Below are 16,391 nucleotides of genomic sequence, written 5' to 3' on the forward strand. Positions count from 1 at the left end.
CACTGGACATGGCGCAGCTACCAGCTTTCCGACATGCGGGCCCGTCACGAAATCGGCGCCGATCGGGTTTTGCCGGCACCGGCGCGTGAAGCTTTCCTGTCCGCCAGCCATGGCTGCCACATCGACCTCGAGGACGACTGGCTCTATGGCGATCTGCCGGACCTGCGCCATGACTATTCGGCGGAAGCGGGCGGGCTTGGCCATTTCCGCTTCGCGCTCAATGACACGATGCTGGTCGGCGCCCGCAAGCAACCGCTGCAGTCGGTCGACAACATCCGCAAGGCGATCGAGAATGGATCGCGCAAGTTCCGCTCGCCAGCCGAGTTGATCGAGGCTGTCGTCGGCCAGTCGTTCGATGGCATGGTGGCGGAACTTGCGGCACTCGGCGACAGTCTCGACGGCATCGAAGACCGTATCGTCTGCGACGCATGGCACAATGAACGGCAATCCCTGGTCGACGCGCGCCGGCATCTGGTGGTGATCCACAGGCAGATGGCGACGCTGACCAATCTGTTCCGTCACCTTGATCATTCGCACCGCAACGACCTGCCAGACAGCATCAACGACATGGCCGCGCGCCTTTCACACCGGGCGCAGACGCTGCACTATGACGGCGAGCAATTGCAGGCGCGCGCCCGGCTATTGCAGGACGAGCTTATGGCAAAGCTGACGACGCAGTCGAACCGGCTGCTGTACGTCCTGTCGGTGATGACGGCGGTGCTGTTGCCGATGACCATCATCTCAGGCCTGTTCGGCATGAACGTTGGGGGCCTGCCGCTGGTCGACACGCCAATGGGCTTTTGGGTGGTGACGGCTGTGTCGATGGTGATCGCGGGCGCGACCTATCTCTTTGTCAGGCGGCTCGGACAGATGTAGCACCCGCCGGCAGCTTTCACGCAGTGGCGCGAAGATCCTCGATGATGGTGCCGGCGGCGGCCACTTCCGCTTCGTGATCGGGCTCGCGCCAGGTCTCGGCAAGCCCAGCCGCATGCCATTCGCGCATCGCCGGCAGAGCAAGCAACTGCGCCGGATACGCTGCAGCCGCACCCTCGAAGGAGAGCCCATAAGACTGTGCGCGGAACGCCACCGGGGCAAAGAAAGCATCTACTGCGGTGAAATGAGCGCCCGCCAGAAATGGCCCGCCGAAACGAGCAAGACCATCATTCCAGAGGTCGCCGAGGCGAAAGAGGTCCTGCTTCAGCGCATCGGACATCGGAAACGGCTCTACCCGCACGCCGCAACTCATCGGACAGGCGCTGCGCAATGCGGTGAAGCTCGAATGCATCTCGGCGGCGGCCGAGCGCGCCCAGGCGCGCGCCTTGGCTTCGACGGGCCACACGCCATGGTGGCGTTCGGCCAGATATTCGACGATGGCCAGCGAATCCCAGACCGCCCAGCCGTCGTCGACCAGGCACGGCACGCGGCCGCTCGGTGAGAAGGAACGGTACAGATCCCAGCTCGATCCGGTCGGGAATGGCGTCAGCCGTTCCTCGAATGGGATATCCAGCGCGCGCATCAGCACCCAGGGCCGCAGCGACCATGAGGAATAATTTTTGTTGGCGATATGCAGCAGGTACATCGAACCCCCTTACCGTGCGGGCTGCGGCGCGGCGCGTCGCGCTGTCGTCAACATCGACCAGGAATAGACTGCCAAAGCCGCCCAGATCAGCGCAAAGGCGATGGCCTGGATGGTGCCGAAAGGCTCGTCGAAGATCAGAACGGCGATCAGGAACACCATGGTCGGCGCGATATATTGCATGATGCCGATGGTTGACAGCCGCAGCAGCTTGGCGCCGAAGGCGAACAGCAACAACGGCACCGATGTGACTGGACCGCAGCCGATCAGCAACGCCGTATCCGTGCCACTGCTGGATACGATGTGGTCCTGTCCGGTCGCGATGAGATAGACTATGTAGCCAAGTGCCGGCACCGACAGCAGAAGGACTTCGAGCAAAAATCCCTGGCTCGGGCCGATCGGCAGCGTCTTGCGGAAGAAGCCGTAGGCGGCGAAGGAAAACGCCAGTGCCAACGACACCCAGGGCAGCTTGCCGCCTTCGATGGTCAGCACGGCGACGGCGACGGCCGCCAGCACCACCGCCGCGATCTGCAGCCGGTCGAGCCGCTCGCCGAGCAGCAGCGCGCCGACAACGACGCTGACCAGGGGATTGATGTAGTAGCCGAGCGCGGTTTCGACGGTGCGGTCGACCGCGATCGCCCAGACATAGATGCCCCAGTTGACCGAGATCAGCGCCGCCGTCAGCGCGGCCATGGCGATGGTGCGCGGCGAACGAAGCGCCGCCTTGAAATCCGCCGTGCGGCCGGCCCAGATCAGAACGGCGGCGGCGATCGGCACCGACCAGACGATGCGATGGGCAATGACTTCCGCGAGCGGCAGATGAGCGACCGCCTTCATGTAGAAGGGCAGCAATCCCCATAGCAGATAGGCGCCGAGCGCCAGCAGAAAGCCGCGCCGGGCCTTGGACTCTGCATCCAGGGTAATTGCTTCAGTGGCCATGGGCCAACGCTATGGCCCAGTCACCTTGGCAAGACCATCGCAAAGTTCTGATGGATCAATGGACTTTCGCTGATGGTTCAACCCTATTCGGCGGCCACCAGTCCGGCCATCTCGCGGTTCTTCATCAGCTTGTAGACGATGGAATCCATCAGCGCCTGGAACGAGGCGTCGATGATGTTCTCGGAAACGCCGACCGTCCACCAGCGCGCGCCGGTGCCGTCATGCGATTCGATCAGAACGCGGGTGATCGCCTCGGTACCGCCATTGAGGATACGCACCTTGAAGTCGGCCAGCTCCATGTCGGCGATCTCGCCCTGGAATTTGCCGAGGTCCTTGCGCAGCGCGATGTCGAGTGCGTTGACCGGGCCATGCCCCTCGGCCACCGACATCTTCTCCTCGCCATCGACCACCACCTTGACGATCGCTTCGGAGACCGTCTTCAACTGGCCGTTGGCGTCGAAGCGGCGCTCGACCATACAGCGGAACGAGGTGACGTTGAAGAATTCCGGCAGGCCGTGCAGCATCTTGCGGGCGAGGAGTTCGAAGCTGGCATCGGCGCCTTCATAGGCATAGCCCTCGGCCTCGCGCTCCTTGACCACGGATATCAGCGCGTCGAGCCGGTGATCGTCCTTCGGCACCTCAATGCCGCGTCGCCTCAGCTCGGCGAGGAAATTGGCCTTGCCGCCCTGGTCCGAGACCATGACACGGCGGCGGTTGCCGACCGTTTCGGGGGGGACGTGCTCGTAGGTCGCCGGCTCCTTGGCCAGTGCGGAGGCATGAATGCCGGCCTTGGTGGCGAAGGCGGAAGCGCCGACATAGGGCGCTTGCGCCTCTGGCGCTCGGTTCAGGAGTTCGTCGAATGCGCGCGACAACCTGGAAATGCCTGTCAGCGCCTCAGCCGAAATGCCAGTTTCGAAACGATCGGCGAAGGCCGGCTTTAGCGCCAGCGTTGGCACGATCGAGATCAAATTGGCGTTGCCGCAGCGCTCCCCGATGCCGTTGAGCGTGCCCTGGATCTGGCGCACGCCAGCCTCGACAGCGGCGAGGGAATTCGCCACGGCCTGGCCGGTGTCGTCATGGGCATGGATGCCGAGATGATCGCCTGAAATGCCTGATAAAATAACCTTCTCGACGATGGCGCGGACTTCCGATGGCTGCGTGCCGCCATTGGTGTCGCACAGCACCACCCAACGCGCCCCGGCATCATAGGCGGTCCTGGCGCAGGCCAGCGCATAGTCGGGATTGGCCTTGAAGCCATCGAAGAAATGCTCGCAGTCGACCAATGCCTCCTTGCCGGCGGCGATCGCCGCCTCGACGGAGGCCTTGATGGCATCGAGGTTCTCCTCATTGGTGCAGCCGAGCGCGACACGGACGTGGTAGTCCCAGCTCTTGGCGACGAAGCAGATGGCATCCGATTTCGATTGCACAAGAGACGCTAGGCCGGGATCGTTGGACGCCGACACCCCTGCCCGCTTGGTCATGCCGAAGGCGACGAATTTGGCGCGCTCCGTGCGCTTCTCCTGGAAGAAGGCGGTGTCGGTCGGGTTGGCGCCGGGATAGCCGCCTTCGACATAGTCGAGGCCAAAAGCGTCAAGCAGTTTTGCGATGGCGATCTTGTCCTCGACGGAAAAGTCGATGCCCGGCGTCTGCTGGCCATCGCGCAATGTGGTGTCGAAGAGATAGAGGCGCTCGCGGGTCATGGTCATTTGCCTGCAAACTTGTCCGTCGCGCGGATCAGCCGGTCGAGGATACCCGGCTCCGAATAAGCATGGCCGGCGCCCTCGATCAGATGGAAATCCGCCTTTGGCCAGGCCTTGTGCAGCGCCCAGGCATAGCGCGCCGGGCATGGCATGTCGTAGCGGCCATGGACGATGGTGCCGGGGATGTCGCTCAGCCTGTGCGCGTCGCGCAGCAATTGTCCCTCTTCCAGCCAGCCGGCATGGACGAAATAGTGGTTCTCGATGCGGGCGAACGCGACGGCATAGTCGTCCTGCCCAAACGGACCGCTTGTCTCAGGCTCCGGCAACAGCGTGATCGTTTCGCCTTCCCACAGGCTCCAGGCGCGGGCCGCCTCGATCTGCGCCTTTCGATCCGTGCCGACCAGCCGCTTGCGATAGGCGACCATCATGTCGCTGCGCTCGGCCTCCGGGATCGGCGCCAGGAAGCGCTCCCATTTGTCCGGGAACATTTCCGAGACGCCGAACTGATAGTACCATTCCAGTTCCGCACGCGTCAGCGTGTAGATGCCGCGCACCACCAGTTCGCTGACGCGTTCTGGGTGGGTCTCGGCGTAGGCGAGCGCAAGCGTCGACCCCCAGGAGCCGCCGAACACCAGCCATTTGTCGAAGCCGGCCATTTCGCGCAGCCGTTCGATGTCGGCGACCAGGTGCCATGTCGTATTGGCTTCGAGCGAGGCGTTGGGCGTCGATTTTCCGCAGCCACGCTGGTCGAACAGGATGACATCGTAGAGCTTCGGGTCGAACAGCCGCCGGTGTTTTGGCGAAATGGTGCCGCCCGGCCCGCCATGCAGGAACACCGCCGGCTTGGCGCCTTTAGTGCCGGAACGCTCCCAGTAGACCTGGTGGCCGTCGCCGACATCGAGCATGCCGGAATCGAACGCCTCGATCTCGGGATAAAGCGTACGCAATTGACTGCTCATAGTTGTAAACCTTTGGTCGGCCAGTCCGGCGTTTCATGGTCTGGGTGCTGGAAGGAGATGATGGATTCCTGCCTGTTGTAATAATCAGGATCCTGGTGGACGGGCTGATCGAAGATCGTCTCCACCCAGGGCAACCGCGCGGCATAGTTGACCTGGATCTGCGGTGCCAGGTCCGAACGGTCGTCGAAGGCACCGATCGCGATTTCCAGCCCGCCGGGCTGCCGATATGTCAGCGGCGTGCCGCAGCGGGCGCAGAAACCACGATCGATGTTGACCGACGACTGGAAGTAACTCGGCTCTTCATGGGTCCATTCGACGCCATCTCTGGGCACCGTGACCAGCGCGCCGAAGAACGAGCCGAACTGCTTCTGGCACATGCGGCAATGGCAGATGGACGGACGGCCGAGCGCTCCATGAACGCGGAAGCGCACGGCGCCACACTGGCAGCCGCCGGTTCTTACCTGATCGGTCATGATCTTTCCTTTGGCGGCCATTGTTCGGTGTCGTGGTCGGGGTGCTGGTAGGAAACGAGATCGGCCAGATAGGAGGCCGACGACATGTCGGCCATGGTGTCCTCGCCCGGCAGTTGCGGGATCGAGTCGACATAGGGCAGCTTTGCCTCGATCCCCCATTGAATCAGCGGCACGATCTCCGCTGGATTGTCGAACGCACCGATGGCGAGGCCAACCCCGTCCGGCGCGGTGAAGGTCAGCGGCGTGCCGCAATCGGCGCAAAAACCGCGATCGACATGGTTGGACGAACGGAAGTATTTCGGCTCGCCGCGCGTCCAGTCGAGCCTGGCGCCACGCACCGAAACCAGCGGCGCGTAGAACGCGCCGAACGCCTTCTGGCACATGCGGCAATGGCAGACCGAAGCGTCGCCCAAAGCGCCTTCAACGCGAAAGCGCACCGCGCCGCACTGGCAGCCGCCGGTATAGATCGGTCGGTTGTCGAGGCTCATCGCTGATCACTCCGGCGCATGGCAGACGGCCTCGACGTTGTTGCCGTCGGGATCGAGGACGAAGGCGCCATAGTAGTCCGGGTGATAGTGCGGGCGCAGGCCCGGCCCGCCATTGTCCTTGCCGCCGGCGGCAAGCGCCGCAGCATAGAAGGCTTCGACCTCGGCGCGGCTGCGCGCGGTGAAGGCGACGTGCTGATGGGCCTTCTGACCATCCTTGCCTTCCTGCAGCCAGAATACCGGCCGATCGCGACCGTAGCCACCGACCTTTTTACCGCCGGTGTACTCCAGCGGCACCATATACAACAGCGCGGCACCAAGCGGCGCCATCGCCTTGTCATAGAAAGCCTTCGAAGCGTCGAAATCGGCAACGTTGATGCCGAGATGATCGATCATCTTTTTACCTCCCAGGTGGTGATGCGTTCGCCTGTGACCGGATCCTTGCCGTCCTTCAACTGTATCCCCTGGGCCAGCAGGTCGTCGCGGATGCGGTCGGCTTCGGCCCAGCTCTTGGCGGCGATGAACGCGAGACGCTTGGCGATGGCCTTGCCGACGTGGCCTTCATCAACCTTCGCCGACGCGACGTCGAAGCCGAGGAACAGCAGCGACGCCTTCAGCGATGCAGCGGCATCGTTGCCGTCCATTGCCTCGCCGGCCAACTGGGTCAGGACCTGGAAGGCGGCATAGGTGGCGAGATCGTCCGACAAGGCGTCAATGATCTCCACGGGCACCTGTCCCGCCGCCGTCGGCGCGAGGTCGGCCCCCCGCTTCCATTTTCGCAGGGTGTTCTCGGCCTCTTCCAGCTTGCGCACGGAAAAGTCGATCGGCTCGCGATAATGCGTCATCAGCATCGCCAGCCGCAGCACCTCGCCCGGCCATTTGCGGCCGCCGAAGGTCTCGGTCTCCAGGAGTTCGTTGATCGAGTAGAAGTTGCCGAGGCTCTTCGACATTTTCTGCCCTTCGACCTGCAGGAAGCCGTTGTGCATCCAGATGTTGGCCATCATTTCGGTGCCATGGGCGCAACGCGACTGGGCGATCTCGTTTTCATGGTGCGGGAAGATCAGGTCGAGGCCGCCGCCATGGATGTCGAAGACCTCGCCGAGATAGGCGGCCGACATCGCCGAGCACTCGATGTGCCAGCCCGGCCGACCCCTGCCCCATGGCGAATTCCAGCCCGGCTCCTCCGGTGACGACAACTTCCAGAGGACAAAATCGCCGGGATTTTTCTTATGCGCGTCGACGGCGACGCGAGCACCGGCCTGCTGCTCGTCGAGATTGCGCTTCGACAGCTGGCCGTAGTCGGGCATCGACGCCGTGTCGAACAGGACTTCGCCCGCAGCAACATAGGCATGGCCGCGTTCGATCAGGCTTTGAATCAAGGTGATCATGTCAACCTTGCCGTCGGCACGGGGCTCGACGAATTCGGTGGCGCGCGGCTCGACCGTCGGCTCCAGGCAGCCGAGAACCGCCACGTCGCTGTGGAACTGGTCGGCGGTCTTTTCGGTGACCCGCCTGATCGCCTCATTCAACGACAGCGTGCCGGAAGCGATCTCGCCGCCGAAATCGCGCAAAGCGCGCGCATTGATCTTGTCGTCTACGTCGGTGATGTTGCGCACATAGGTGACGTGCGTCTGCCCATAGAGATGGCGCAGCAAGCGGAACAGCACGTCGAAGACGATCACCGGCCTGGCATTGCCGATATGAGCAAAGTCGTAGACGGTCGGGCCGCAGACATACATGCGCACGTTCAGCGGATCGATCGGGACGAAATCCTCTTTCGTCCGCGTCAGCGTGTTGTAGAGGCGCAGGCCCTGCGATGCGTCGGACATTCGTGCCTTCCCGGTTCAGAACTCAATTCGACGAAGCCAGCCCTGCGCGAACGCAAATCAGGCTCCAGCCTGCTGGCCGGGGCGTTTGTCCAATCTGGGGAGAGATGAGGCGAAAACGTCCGGACCAGCGCGAGGCTAGCCAATAATGCAAATGCCACAAATGGCGAAAGACGTTTTCATGGGCGGCTTTATCGCCTTGGCTTGTGTTGCCGTCAAGTCGCAAGTTTCGGCAAAACCGTCGCTGGGTCACAGGTAATGATGCACTGAAACATTTTATTAAACATGTCGGCACAGTCATGAAACATTCGCCGGCTAGATCAGCAGGCGTCACGATTTGGTCAGAATCGGCCATCAAACGCAGACACGAAAATGTTACCAGGGAAGAGAGACATGCCCCGAACCAAGCAGGAAGCCAACCGCGCCAAGCAGCCGGCGCTGGCCAACCACTATCGCGCAATCGGCCCGGCCGCGATCGTCGCCGCCCTTCTCCATACCGCCAAGAAGAAAAAGCCGGCGCAGAAGATCGTTTCGCCCCGCGCTGCCTGAAGGGGTGGGCGGCCGGCGCCAATGGCGCCAGAAATGAAGGCGCCGACGCGCGCGCCCTCTGCTAGAACAACGTCATCTGACTGTCGTCCGCGCCGGACTTCTGGCGCTTGACCTTCTCGGGCTCCGGCCCGATCTCGCCCCGCTCCTGAATCTCCGGTCCGGTGTTGGCGACCTTGTTGACGAGGTCGGAGACCGGAATTGCCTCGAAGAAATCGAGCTGAGCCGGCCGCAACAGATCGGCGACATCACGCGGTTCGAGCGTGCGGCAATCCAGCCAACGGGCGAAATCCCTGGGGTCGATCACCACCGGCATGCGGTCGTGGATATGCGCGATGTCGGCATTGGCGTTGATGGTCAGGATGGCGCCGGTGTCCATTTCCGAACCGCCCGGCTCGGCATAGGTCTCGATCAGCCCGGCGAAGGCAACCAACCCGCCATGCCTGGGGCGTATCCAGTAAGGCTGCCCCTTCTTGCCACCGGTTTGCCGCCATTCATAAAAGCCGGACGCCGGCACCAAAGCGCGGCGATGGCGCATGGCGGCCTTGAACGACGCCTTTTCGGCAGCCCCTTCGGAGCGCGCGTTGAACAGCAGCGGAAACTCGCGTGTATCCTTCACCCAGGTCGGGATCAGCCCCCAGCGCACCAGCATTGGCTGCCGGTCCGGCAGATTGGAGCCCGGCGCCTGCGGAGGGCCGGCGACCGCCATCAGGATCGGCTGCGTCGGGGCGATGTTGTAGCGCGCCGGGAAATCCTCAAGCCCCGCCACGTCCAGAAAGGCAGCGGTCTGATCCGGCGTCGCGGTCAAGGCGAAACGTCCGCACATGGTCGATTGGTGCCCTTCGAAAGGTTCGGCTTCTGAAAGTGGCGATGGAACCGGCGTTGCGCAACCGCTAAAACTTGTCCACGCTGGCCGGTCCACAACTGACCGGCCTTCAGCCTGATTGGGAATCCATGAACGAAGCGCGCAAAATACTTCCGGCAGTCTCGGTCGCCGTCGTGCGGGCAGACACCGTGCTTCTGGTCAAGCGAGCCCGGCAACCGTCGCAAGGGCTCTATGCCTTTCCGGGCGGCAAGGTCGAACCTGGTGAGACGCTGGAGGCAGCGGCAGAGCGCGAACTTCAGGAAGAAACCGGTTTGCGTGCCACAAATTATCGCCCGCTGCGGGAAATCCGCATCGACGGCCGGGATGACAGCCACCCGGTCGATTATCTCCTCACAGTCTTCGGCGCCGCCTATGCCGGCGGCGAGGCCGTGGCCAGCGACGATGCGGAGACGGCGGCCTTCTATACGCTCAGCGAGATGGCGGCGCTGCCGCTGGCAGGCTCGGTATTCGCGGTCGCCGAAGACTTGTTGGCCCCCGGCGGAAACGCCGGACTGCTGTCCTGAAATCAACTTGCGGGCCACAAATTGTTTCGCCACAAAGACTTATGCTGTTTAGCAGAGCCACGCAGCTGGTAGAGAAGGCTTATGAATCGTCCATCCATGCTCCTCGCCGTGTGTCTTGCGGTCGGCGCGACCGTTTCGATACGGCCCGCGCTCAGCGCCGAGTCGCCGTTCGAGCCCGGGTTGATGCGGCTGGCGGAGGTTCTGGGCTCGCTGCATTTCCTGCGCAATCTGTGCGGCGAAAAGGGCGACCAGTGGCGTGTCGAGATGACAAAACTGCTCGATTCGGAAAATCCGGACGCCGAGCGGCGCGCCCGCTTCATTGCCAGCTTCAATCGCGGCTACCGCTCCTTCGGCGGCACCTATACGAGGTGCACGCCCTCGGCGACCGAAGCCATCAGCCGCTACATGAAGGAAGGCGAGACGCTGTCTCGCGACATCGCCTCGCGTTACGGCAACTAATGCATGTCGCCCAAAAGTGGCTGCGGTTTTGGGAGAACGACACGCATAAAAACGAAAACCTAAAGCGCCTCGCCTGAATCCGTTCAAACGCAGCGCGCTTTAGGCACTCGCTCATCGACAACTATCCGAACCATTGCTGGGTACAGCCGATATATCGGCTTGTGCCAGGCGATATCTTGGTGCAATCCTCATGTTGCACTTCTGCAACAGTATTAACGAAACCCTACCGCGCGAAAGCGGAATTAACTCAAACTGAAGGTTTTCGCCCCGCAGGCCGCCCCAATCGGCTAAGTTTGACTCGAACTGAACGCAGTTTCGCACAAGGCAATCGGGCTTTGTAAAAGACGATCAAAAAAATGTCGTATTTACAAATACTTAATTGTCCCTGGGTGTGAAATGAACAGATCAGGCCTGATCCACATCAATGGATCGCAGCTTGAAAGGGTGGACATTCGCTTATGGAACATGGTGTCAACGACATCGACGCGCTGGTCAGGGAAGAAAAACGCTTGACCGCCGTGGAAAGCCACAGCGAGGCCTGGGCGGAAGGTCTCTCCGCCGGGATAGAGCCCGAGATCATTGCCGAAGCAGCGCTCGAAACAGCCTTCGGCGAGATGTTGCGTGCCAATGGCGAGACCTCGGCCCTTGCCCTGCTCGACCGTATGCGTGAAAAGGTGATTGCTGGCGCCTTCGAACCTGAACGGCTGCGGCACTGAACCGACGTCCGGTTCTTTGACGGCAATATGCCGCTCGGGCGTCATGCCCGTAAGCAGGGAGAAACGGGCAGTGAGTTTTTCGATGTCAGGCAAGCCGCGTGGCTTGGTCCTTCGCATCTCTTTCGCCGCTTGCTGTGCCGCGATTCCCCTGGTTGTGTGTCTCGCGAGCAGCCCCGCCTATGCGCTGAGCGAAATCAAGCGCGAAGAGCTCCCCCCGACGGTCACGCCGCCGGCCGACGACATGTCGCCCCCCGGAAGCACCGTGCCAATGCCCAACCCGGTCGGGACGCCGCCGCCGTCTAGCCAGCCGACTGCTCCTGCCGAAGCCGAGCCGGACAGTCCGGCGGATGGCGGCGTGACCAGGCCACGCGTCGATCCGGACACGCCGGTGCCCGAGGTCATCTACGATCTCGGCAAGCTGCCGGAACCAGTGCGGCGCATGCATGATTTGATCGTCGAAGCCTGCAAGGGCGGCGATATCGAAAAGTTGCGGCCGTTGATCGGCACGGGCGACAACACAACGCAATTGTCCCTAACCGACATTGATGGCGATGCCGTCGCCTTCCTCAAGGGCCTCTCGGGAGACCCGGACGGCCAGGAAATCCTGGCCATCCTGGAGGAGGTGCTTGATGCCGGCTACGTCCACCTCGATGCCGGCACGCCACAAGAGCTCTATGTGTGGCCGTATTTCTTCGCCCTCCCGCTGGACAAGCTGGACGCCAAGCAGCGGGTCGAACTGTTCAAGATCGTCACCGCTGGCGATTTCGACGACATGAAGCAGTTCGGCGCCTATATTTTCTATCGCGTCGGTATCACCCCTAGCGGACAGTGGTCATTCTTCGTCGCCGGGGATTGAGAGCGGCTCTTCCCACCCACGGGGGTAGGGAGCCTAGCGGGGCAATGCCTCAGAAAACTCCACCGCCCTACCCTGGCTTGGCGTGGCGATCTCGCCTTCCCACATCACGCGGCGGCCGCGAATGACGGTGCCGACCGGCCAGCCGACCACTTCTCTCCCGTCATAAGGCGTCCAGCCGGCTTTCGAGCCGGCCTGCGCATTGGTGATGGTCTGGCGCCGCTTCATATCGACGATGGTGAAGTCGGCCTCGTAGCCGGCAGCGATGCGGCCCTTTCTCGCCATGCCGAAGATCCGCTGCGGGCCGTGGCTAGACAGGTCGACAAAGCGCTGCAAGGTCAGCCGGCCGGCATTGACGTGGTCGAGCATGATCGGCACCAGCGTCTGCACGCCGGTCATCCCCGACGGTGAGGCCGGATAGGGCTTTGCCTTCTCGGCCAGCGTGTGCGGCGCGTGGTCGGAGCCGAGCACATCGACGATGCCTTGCGCAATGCCATGCCAGACGCCATCGCGATGGCGCGCGGCACGCACCGGCGGGTTCATCTGGATCAGCGTGCCAAGCCTGAGATAGTCGTCGGCGCTCAGCGTCAAATGATGTGGCGTCGCCTCGCAGGTCGCGACATCCTTGTGTTGTTCGAGGAACACAATCTCCTCGGCGGTCGAGATGTGTAGAACATGGATGCGGGCACGGGCGTTTCGCGCAATGCGTACCAGCCGTTCGGTACAGCGCAAGGCGGCGATCTCGTCGCGCCAGACAGGGTGCGATGCCGGGTCGCCTTCGATGCGTTCGCCAAGGCGCTCGCGCAGCCGGAATTCGTCTTCCGAATGAAAGGCGGCGCGCCGGCGCGTGTTTCTCAGGATCGACGCCACGCCCTCGTCATCCTCGACCAGCAGGTCGCCAGTGGACGAGCCCATGAAAACCTTGATCCCGGCCGCACCCGGCAGCCGCTCAAGCTCGCCGACATCCCCGGCATTCTCGCGGGTGCCGCCGACCCAGAAGGCGAAATCGCAATGCATGCGCCCCGTGCCGCGCCGGACCTTGTCGGCAAGCGCTGCCTCGCTGGTGGTCAGCGGATTGGTGTTGGGCATCTCGAACACGGCGGTGACGCCGCCAAGCACGGCAGCGCGCGAACCCGTTTCCAAATCTTCCTTGTGCTCCAGTCCCGGCTCGCGAAAATGCACCTGGCTGTCGACGACACCCGGCAGGATATGCAGGCCGCGGCAGTCGATCGTCTCGCCGGCCGAGGCCTGGCGGAGATCGCCGATGGCAGCGATGCGCCCGTCCTTCACGCCGATGTCGCGAGCCCCTTCGCCGTCATGGTTGACCACTGTGCCGCCTGTCAGGATGAGGTCGTAGATCATGGCCATGCTCTCTTGCGGGGGGAGTGCCAGCGGCTTACGTAAAGGCCGACCATTTTGCAAGATCAGGTTGCTTTTCCGCCCATGCCCTGTGCCCAGCTCAAAGACCGCGCCCTCATTTCCGTATCAGGTCCGGATGCCGAGCATTTTTTGCAGAACATCCTGACCACCGATCTCGACATCCTGGCTCCCGGCGAAGCCAAACCCGGTGCGCTGCTGACGCCGCAAGGCAAGATCCTGTTCGATTTCCTGATCTCCCGCACCGGCGAGAATGCATTCCGGCTCGAATGCCGTGCCGACATATCGGACGATTTCGTACGCCGGCTGACGCTCTACAAACTGCGCGCCAAGGTCGAGATTACCAAATCCGATCAGGCGTTTGTCACCGTCGCGTGGGGACATGAATCAACACCCTCACAATCTGATTCAACGGCGGCCGCCGACACACGCTTTCCGAAGGGTGCCGTCACGCGTTCCTATGGCGAAACGGATGAGCCCGGCGATCTTGCCGCGTGGCAAGCCTTCCGCATTGTCGGCGGCATTGCCGAAAGCGGCAGCGACTACCAACTCGGAGACGCCTTCCCCCACGATGTGCTGCTGGACGAAACCGGCGGCATCGGCTTCAAGAAGGGCTGCTATGTCGGCCAGGAGGTCGTCTCGCGCATGCAGCATCGCGGCACGGCCAGGCGGCGCGTGCTGATTGCATCGGCCGACAGGCCCCTGCCCGCGCCCGGCACCGAGCTGACCGTCGCAGGCAGGCCGGTTGGCACGCTCGGCTCGACCGTAGACACGACCGGTCTGGCCATTGCGCGCATCGACCGGGTCAAGGCGGCGCTCGATGCCGGCCAGCCGATCATGGCCGGGGACGTTCCGTTAACGCTGGCCATTCCCGGTTGGGCAAAATTCGCCTTCCCGCAGGAAGCCGTCAGCGCGGAGGAGGCCTGATGGCGGCCGACCGCGTCGGCGCGCCGGCACGCGCCTGGCAGCGCATGCTGTCGGGCCGCCGGCTCGATTTGCTCGACCCCTCGCCGCTCGACATCGAGATTTCGGACATTGCGCACGGGCTCGCCCGCGTTGCCCGCTGGAACGGCCAGACCAGCGGCGAGCATGCGTTTTCGGTCGCCCAGCACTCGCTGCTGGTCGAAGCGCTGTTCTGCGACCTGGTGCCCGAGGCTTCGGCCGACGCCCGGCTGGCGGCCCTGCTGCACGACGCCCCCGAATATGTCATCGGCGACATGATCTCGCCGTTCAAATCGGTGATGGGCGGCAGCTACAAGGATTGTGAGTTACGGCTGCAGCGCGCCATCCATCTGCGCTTCTCGCTGCCTCCGGAACCAAGTGCTGCGCTGCGCAAGGAGATCAAGCGCGCCGACCAGATCGCCGCCTATTTCGAGGCAACGCTGCTCGCCGGCTTTTCGACCGCCGAGGCGACCGAGTTCTTCGGCCGTCCGCGCGGCTTCAATGCCGACCGCTTCGATTTCACGCCACGTTCGGTGACCTGGGCGCAGAACGCGTTTCTGAAACGGTTTTCGGCGATCGAGACGTCGCGGCATCAGGTTTCGGCGACCGCAATCGGCTAAAGCGCGTCGCGCTGAAACGGATTCACGCGACGCGCTTTAGGTCTTTTTATGCATGTCATTCCCCCAAAACCGAGGTCACTTTTGGGCGACATGCATTAAAACGCTAAATTAACCAGCGGCGACCACAGTAGCTTGTTCGATCACGGTCCGCAGGCGCGCTCATGCCCGTCGCTGATGCCAAGGATGGTTCGGCCGTCCCGAAACGGGAGGCCGAAGGCATGGACCGCTCCCGCCACATGGAAGACGAACTGCGGGAGCAGAACCAACGCTTTTCGGCTGCGGTCGAGAACATGTCGCACGGCCTGTGCATGTTCGACGCCGACGAGCGGATGATCATCTGCAACGGCAACTACCTAAACATCTTTTGCCTCGACGCCAGGGTGATAAGGCCCGGCATCCGGTTCCTCGACATTCTGCGCCACAGCGTCGATATCGGCGTCGCCTCGCAAACCGCCGACGAACTCTACGCCATCCGCAAGCCCTATATCGATCAGGCAAAGCCCTCGACCTACGAAGAAACACTGTCGGACGGCCGCATCGTCAGCATCTCGCACCGCCCTCTGGCTCTGGGCGGCTGGGTTTCGATCTATGAAGACATCACCGAGCAGCGCCGCGCGCAAGAGGATCTCAAGGAGCAGCACCGCCGCTTCGACGCAGCGCTCGCCAACATGTCGCAAGGCTTGCTGATGTATGACGCCGACGGCAAGATGATCGTGCGAAACCGGCGTTTTCTGGAGCTCTACAAGGTCACCCCGGCGGATTTTCCGCTTGGAACGACGCACCGCGACGCGCTCGAACGGTTGCTGGAACTCGGCATCTATACGAAGATCGATGTCGACAGCGAAGTCGCCAAGACCGAAGCCTGTCTGGCGGCGGCAAAAATGCATTCGGCCTATCGGCATCTTACCGACGGCAGGACGGTTTTGGTCACACGTCGGCCGATGGATGGCGGCGGCTGGGTGGTGACCTTCGACGACGTCACCGAACGTCGCCGCACCGAAGAGCGCATGACCCATCTTGCGCATCACGACACGCTGACGGGATTGCCCAACCGCTCGATGTTTCGCGAACGGCTCGACCTTGCGCTGGAGGACACGGCGGCCACGCCGCTGGCGATCTTCTCGCTCGATCTCGATCGCTTCAAGGCAGTCAACGACACCTGGGGACATCCGGCCGGCGACTGGCTGCTGAAGACCGTGGCCGAGCGGCTGCAGCGCTGCCTGCATAATGAAAACGACGTCGTTGCCCGCTTCGGCGGCGACGAATTCGTCATCATCCAGTTCAATTTCAAGGGCATTGCCAATGCTGAAAAACTCGCGAAGCGCATCGTCGAGACAATCGGAAAACCGTTCCGCGACAAGAGCCGCGAGATGCATATCGGCATCAGCCTGGGCATCGCGGTTTTCCCCGACGACGGCGGAGACGCCGACACGCTGCTGAGGAACGCCGATACAGCGCTTTACCGGGCGAAGAGCGAAGGCCGCAATCTGTATCGCTTCTTCGAACCCGGAATGGACGCAATGGTACAGGC

At 62.7% G+C, this 16,391-nt stretch carries 19 protein-coding genes; 9 read left to right on the forward strand and 10 right to left on the reverse strand.

Annotation, left to right across the window (positions count from 1 at the left end; genetic code table 11):
* On the forward strand, window positions 1-876 hold an 876-nt coding region (locus EN884_RS03930), incomplete at its 5' end, for a transporter (RefSeq protein WP_128360477.1).
* A gap of 16 nt (window positions 877-892) precedes the next feature.
* Here the strand turns inward: EN884_RS03930 and EN884_RS03935 are convergent.
* From EN884_RS03935 to cysS, 8 genes are all read right to left on the reverse strand, one after another.
* Window positions 893-1,579 (reverse strand): glutathione S-transferase family protein, encoded by a 687-nt coding sequence (locus EN884_RS03935; protein ID WP_013532554.1) that lies wholly within the window; start codon window positions 1,577-1,579, stop codon window positions 893-895.
* Window positions 1,580-1,588: 9 nt separating this feature from the next.
* Window positions 1,589-2,515, reverse strand: a complete 927-nt coding sequence (gene rarD, locus EN884_RS03940) for an EamA family transporter RarD (protein WP_013532555.1) — start codon at window positions 2,513-2,515, stop codon at window positions 1,589-1,591.
* Between the two features lie 83 nt (window positions 2,516-2,598).
* Window positions 2,599-4,221: a citramalate synthase gene (cimA, locus tag EN884_RS03945; protein ID WP_174299068.1), complete on the reverse strand. Its 1,623-nt coding sequence runs from the start codon at window positions 4,219-4,221 to the stop codon at window positions 2,599-2,601.
* Window positions 4,218-5,174 (reverse strand): prolyl aminopeptidase, encoded by a 957-nt coding sequence (gene pip / locus EN884_RS03950; RefSeq protein ID WP_013532557.1) that lies wholly within the window; start codon window positions 5,172-5,174, stop codon window positions 4,218-4,220. The genes cimA and pip overlap by 4 nt, the downstream gene beginning before the upstream one ends.
* Entirely contained in the window at window positions 5,171-5,647 is a 477-nt protein-coding gene (locus EN884_RS03955) for a GFA family protein (protein WP_013532558.1), read from the reverse strand. Before EN884_RS03955 ends, pip begins: the two co-directional genes overlap by 4 nt.
* A complete protein-coding gene (locus EN884_RS03960; RefSeq protein WP_013532559.1) occupies window positions 5,644-6,135 on the reverse strand; it encodes a GFA family protein in 492 nt (163 codons plus the stop codon). The genes EN884_RS03955 and EN884_RS03960 overlap by 4 nt, the downstream gene beginning before the upstream one ends.
* 6 nt (window positions 6,136-6,141) lie before the next feature.
* Window positions 6,142-6,528, reverse strand: a complete 387-nt coding sequence (locus EN884_RS03965) for a VOC family protein (RefSeq protein ID WP_013532560.1) — start codon at window positions 6,526-6,528, stop codon at window positions 6,142-6,144.
* The gene (gene cysS, locus EN884_RS03970) at window positions 6,525-7,961 is read right to left on the reverse strand and encodes a cysteine--tRNA ligase (RefSeq protein WP_013532561.1); all 1,437 of its coding nucleotides are present in this window, start codon (window positions 7,959-7,961) and stop codon (window positions 6,525-6,527) included. Before cysS ends, EN884_RS03965 begins: the two co-directional genes overlap by 4 nt.
* A 390-nt stretch (window positions 7,962-8,351) precedes the next feature.
* Here cysS and EN884_RS03975 point away from each other — a divergent pair, with 390 nt between their 5' ends.
* The gene (locus EN884_RS03975; RefSeq protein ID WP_013532562.1) at window positions 8,352-8,507 is read left to right on the forward strand and encodes a hypothetical protein; all 156 of its coding nucleotides are present in this window, start codon (window positions 8,352-8,354) and stop codon (window positions 8,505-8,507) included.
* A gap of 61 nt (window positions 8,508-8,568) precedes the next feature.
* Here EN884_RS03975 and EN884_RS03980 read toward each other — a convergent pair whose 3' ends face one another.
* Window positions 8,569-9,330 carry an SOS response-associated peptidase gene (locus EN884_RS03980; RefSeq protein WP_013532563.1) on the reverse strand — a complete coding sequence of 254 codons (762 nt, stop codon included), beginning with the start codon at window positions 9,328-9,330 and terminating at the stop codon, window positions 8,569-8,571.
* A 128-nt stretch (window positions 9,331-9,458) separates the two neighbouring features.
* Between EN884_RS03980 and EN884_RS03985 the strand changes: the two genes are divergently transcribed.
* The 4 genes from EN884_RS03985 to EN884_RS04000 all read left to right on the forward strand — a co-directional run bounded on the left by EN884_RS03985 (window position 9,459) and on the right by EN884_RS04000 (window position 11,924).
* On the forward strand, window positions 9,459-9,893 hold the full coding sequence (locus EN884_RS03985; protein ID WP_013532564.1) for an NUDIX hydrolase: 435 nt from the start codon (window positions 9,459-9,461) through the stop codon (window positions 9,891-9,893).
* A gap of 81 nt (window positions 9,894-9,974) precedes the next feature.
* On the forward strand, window positions 9,975-10,352 hold the full coding sequence (locus EN884_RS03990) for a TIGR02301 family protein (protein ID WP_013532565.1): 378 nt from the start codon (window positions 9,975-9,977) through the stop codon (window positions 10,350-10,352).
* Window positions 10,353-10,810: 458 nt separating this feature from the next.
* Window positions 10,811-11,068 (forward strand): hypothetical protein, encoded by a 258-nt coding sequence (locus tag EN884_RS03995; protein WP_008874920.1) that lies wholly within the window; start codon window positions 10,811-10,813, stop codon window positions 11,066-11,068.
* Between the two features lie 70 nt (window positions 11,069-11,138).
* Window positions 11,139-11,924, forward strand: coding sequence for a hypothetical protein (locus tag EN884_RS04000; protein ID WP_027162675.1), 786 nt, complete (start codon window positions 11,139-11,141; stop codon window positions 11,922-11,924).
* A 33-nt stretch (window positions 11,925-11,957) separates the two neighbouring features.
* Here EN884_RS04000 and EN884_RS04005 read toward each other — a convergent pair whose 3' ends face one another.
* On the reverse strand, window positions 11,958-13,289 hold the full coding sequence (locus EN884_RS04005; RefSeq protein ID WP_063167701.1) for a dihydroorotase: 1,332 nt from the start codon (window positions 13,287-13,289) through the stop codon (window positions 11,958-11,960).
* A 75-nt stretch (window positions 13,290-13,364) separates the two neighbouring features.
* Here EN884_RS04005 and EN884_RS04010 point away from each other — a divergent pair, with 75 nt between their 5' ends.
* From EN884_RS04010 to EN884_RS04020, 3 genes are all read left to right on the forward strand, one after another.
* A complete protein-coding gene (locus EN884_RS04010) occupies window positions 13,365-14,225 on the forward strand; it encodes a folate-binding protein YgfZ (protein ID WP_013532568.1) in 861 nt (286 codons plus the stop codon).
* Complete coding sequence (locus EN884_RS04015; RefSeq protein WP_013532569.1) at window positions 14,225-14,860, forward strand: HD family hydrolase; 636 nt, start codon at window positions 14,225-14,227, stop codon at window positions 14,858-14,860. The genes EN884_RS04010 and EN884_RS04015 overlap by 1 nt, the downstream gene beginning before the upstream one ends.
* 161 nt (window positions 14,861-15,021) lie before the next feature.
* Window positions 15,022-16,391, forward strand: a 1,370-nt coding sequence (locus EN884_RS04020; RefSeq protein ID WP_128360478.1) for a PAS-domain containing protein, incomplete at its 3' end; no start/stop codon positions are given.

The organism is Mesorhizobium sp. M7A.F.Ca.AU.001.01.1.1 (genome assembly GCF_004022735.1).
Taxonomy (GTDB): domain Bacteria; phylum Pseudomonadota; class Alphaproteobacteria; order Rhizobiales; family Rhizobiaceae; genus Mesorhizobium; species Mesorhizobium ciceri.

Excerpts from the sequence above, each read along its gene's own strand:
- cysS (WP_013532561.1), bottom strand. The coding sequence starts at position 7,961 with ATGTCCGACGCATCGCAGGGCCTGCGCCTCTACAACACGCTGACGCGG.
- EN884_RS03955 (WP_013532558.1), bottom strand. The coding sequence starts at position 5,647 with ATGACCGATCAGGTAAGAACCGGCGGCTGCCAGTGTGGCGCCGTGCGC.
- EN884_RS03960 (WP_013532559.1), bottom strand. The coding sequence starts at position 6,135 with ATGAGCCTCGACAACCGACCGATCTATACCGGCGGCTGCCAGTGCGGC.
- EN884_RS04005 (WP_063167701.1), bottom strand. The coding sequence starts at position 13,289 with ATGGCCATGATCTACGACCTCATCCTGACAGGCGGCACAGTGGTCAAC.
- EN884_RS03990 (WP_013532565.1), top strand. The coding sequence starts at position 9,975 with ATGAATCGTCCATCCATGCTCCTCGCCGTGTGTCTTGCGGTCGGCGCG.
- EN884_RS03985 (WP_013532564.1), top strand. The coding sequence starts at position 9,459 with ATGAACGAAGCGCGCAAAATACTTCCGGCAGTCTCGGTCGCCGTCGTG.
- pip (WP_013532557.1), bottom strand. The coding sequence starts at position 5,174 with ATGAGCAGTCAATTGCGTACGCTTTATCCCGAGATCGAGGCGTTCGAT.
- EN884_RS03965 (WP_013532560.1), bottom strand. The coding sequence starts at position 6,528 with ATGATCGATCATCTCGGCATCAACGTTGCCGATTTCGACGCTTCGAAG.
- EN884_RS04010 (WP_013532568.1), top strand. The coding sequence starts at position 13,365 with ATGCCCTGTGCCCAGCTCAAAGACCGCGCCCTCATTTCCGTATCAGGT.
- EN884_RS03995 (WP_008874920.1), top strand. The coding sequence starts at position 10,811 with ATGGAACATGGTGTCAACGACATCGACGCGCTGGTCAGGGAAGAAAAA.
- cimA (WP_174299068.1), bottom strand. The coding sequence starts at position 4,221 with ATGACCATGACCCGCGAGCGCCTCTATCTCTTCGACACCACATTGCGC.
- EN884_RS03980 (WP_013532563.1), bottom strand. The coding sequence starts at position 9,330 with ATGTGCGGACGTTTCGCCTTGACCGCGACGCCGGATCAGACCGCTGCC.
- EN884_RS03935 (WP_013532554.1), bottom strand. The coding sequence starts at position 1,579 with ATGTACCTGCTGCATATCGCCAACAAAAATTATTCCTCATGGTCGCTG.
- EN884_RS03975 (WP_013532562.1), top strand. The coding sequence starts at position 8,352 with ATGCCCCGAACCAAGCAGGAAGCCAACCGCGCCAAGCAGCCGGCGCTG.
- rarD (WP_013532555.1), bottom strand. The coding sequence starts at position 2,515 with ATGGCCACTGAAGCAATTACCCTGGATGCAGAGTCCAAGGCCCGGCGC.
- EN884_RS04015 (WP_013532569.1), top strand. The coding sequence starts at position 14,225 with ATGGCGGCCGACCGCGTCGGCGCGCCGGCACGCGCCTGGCAGCGCATG.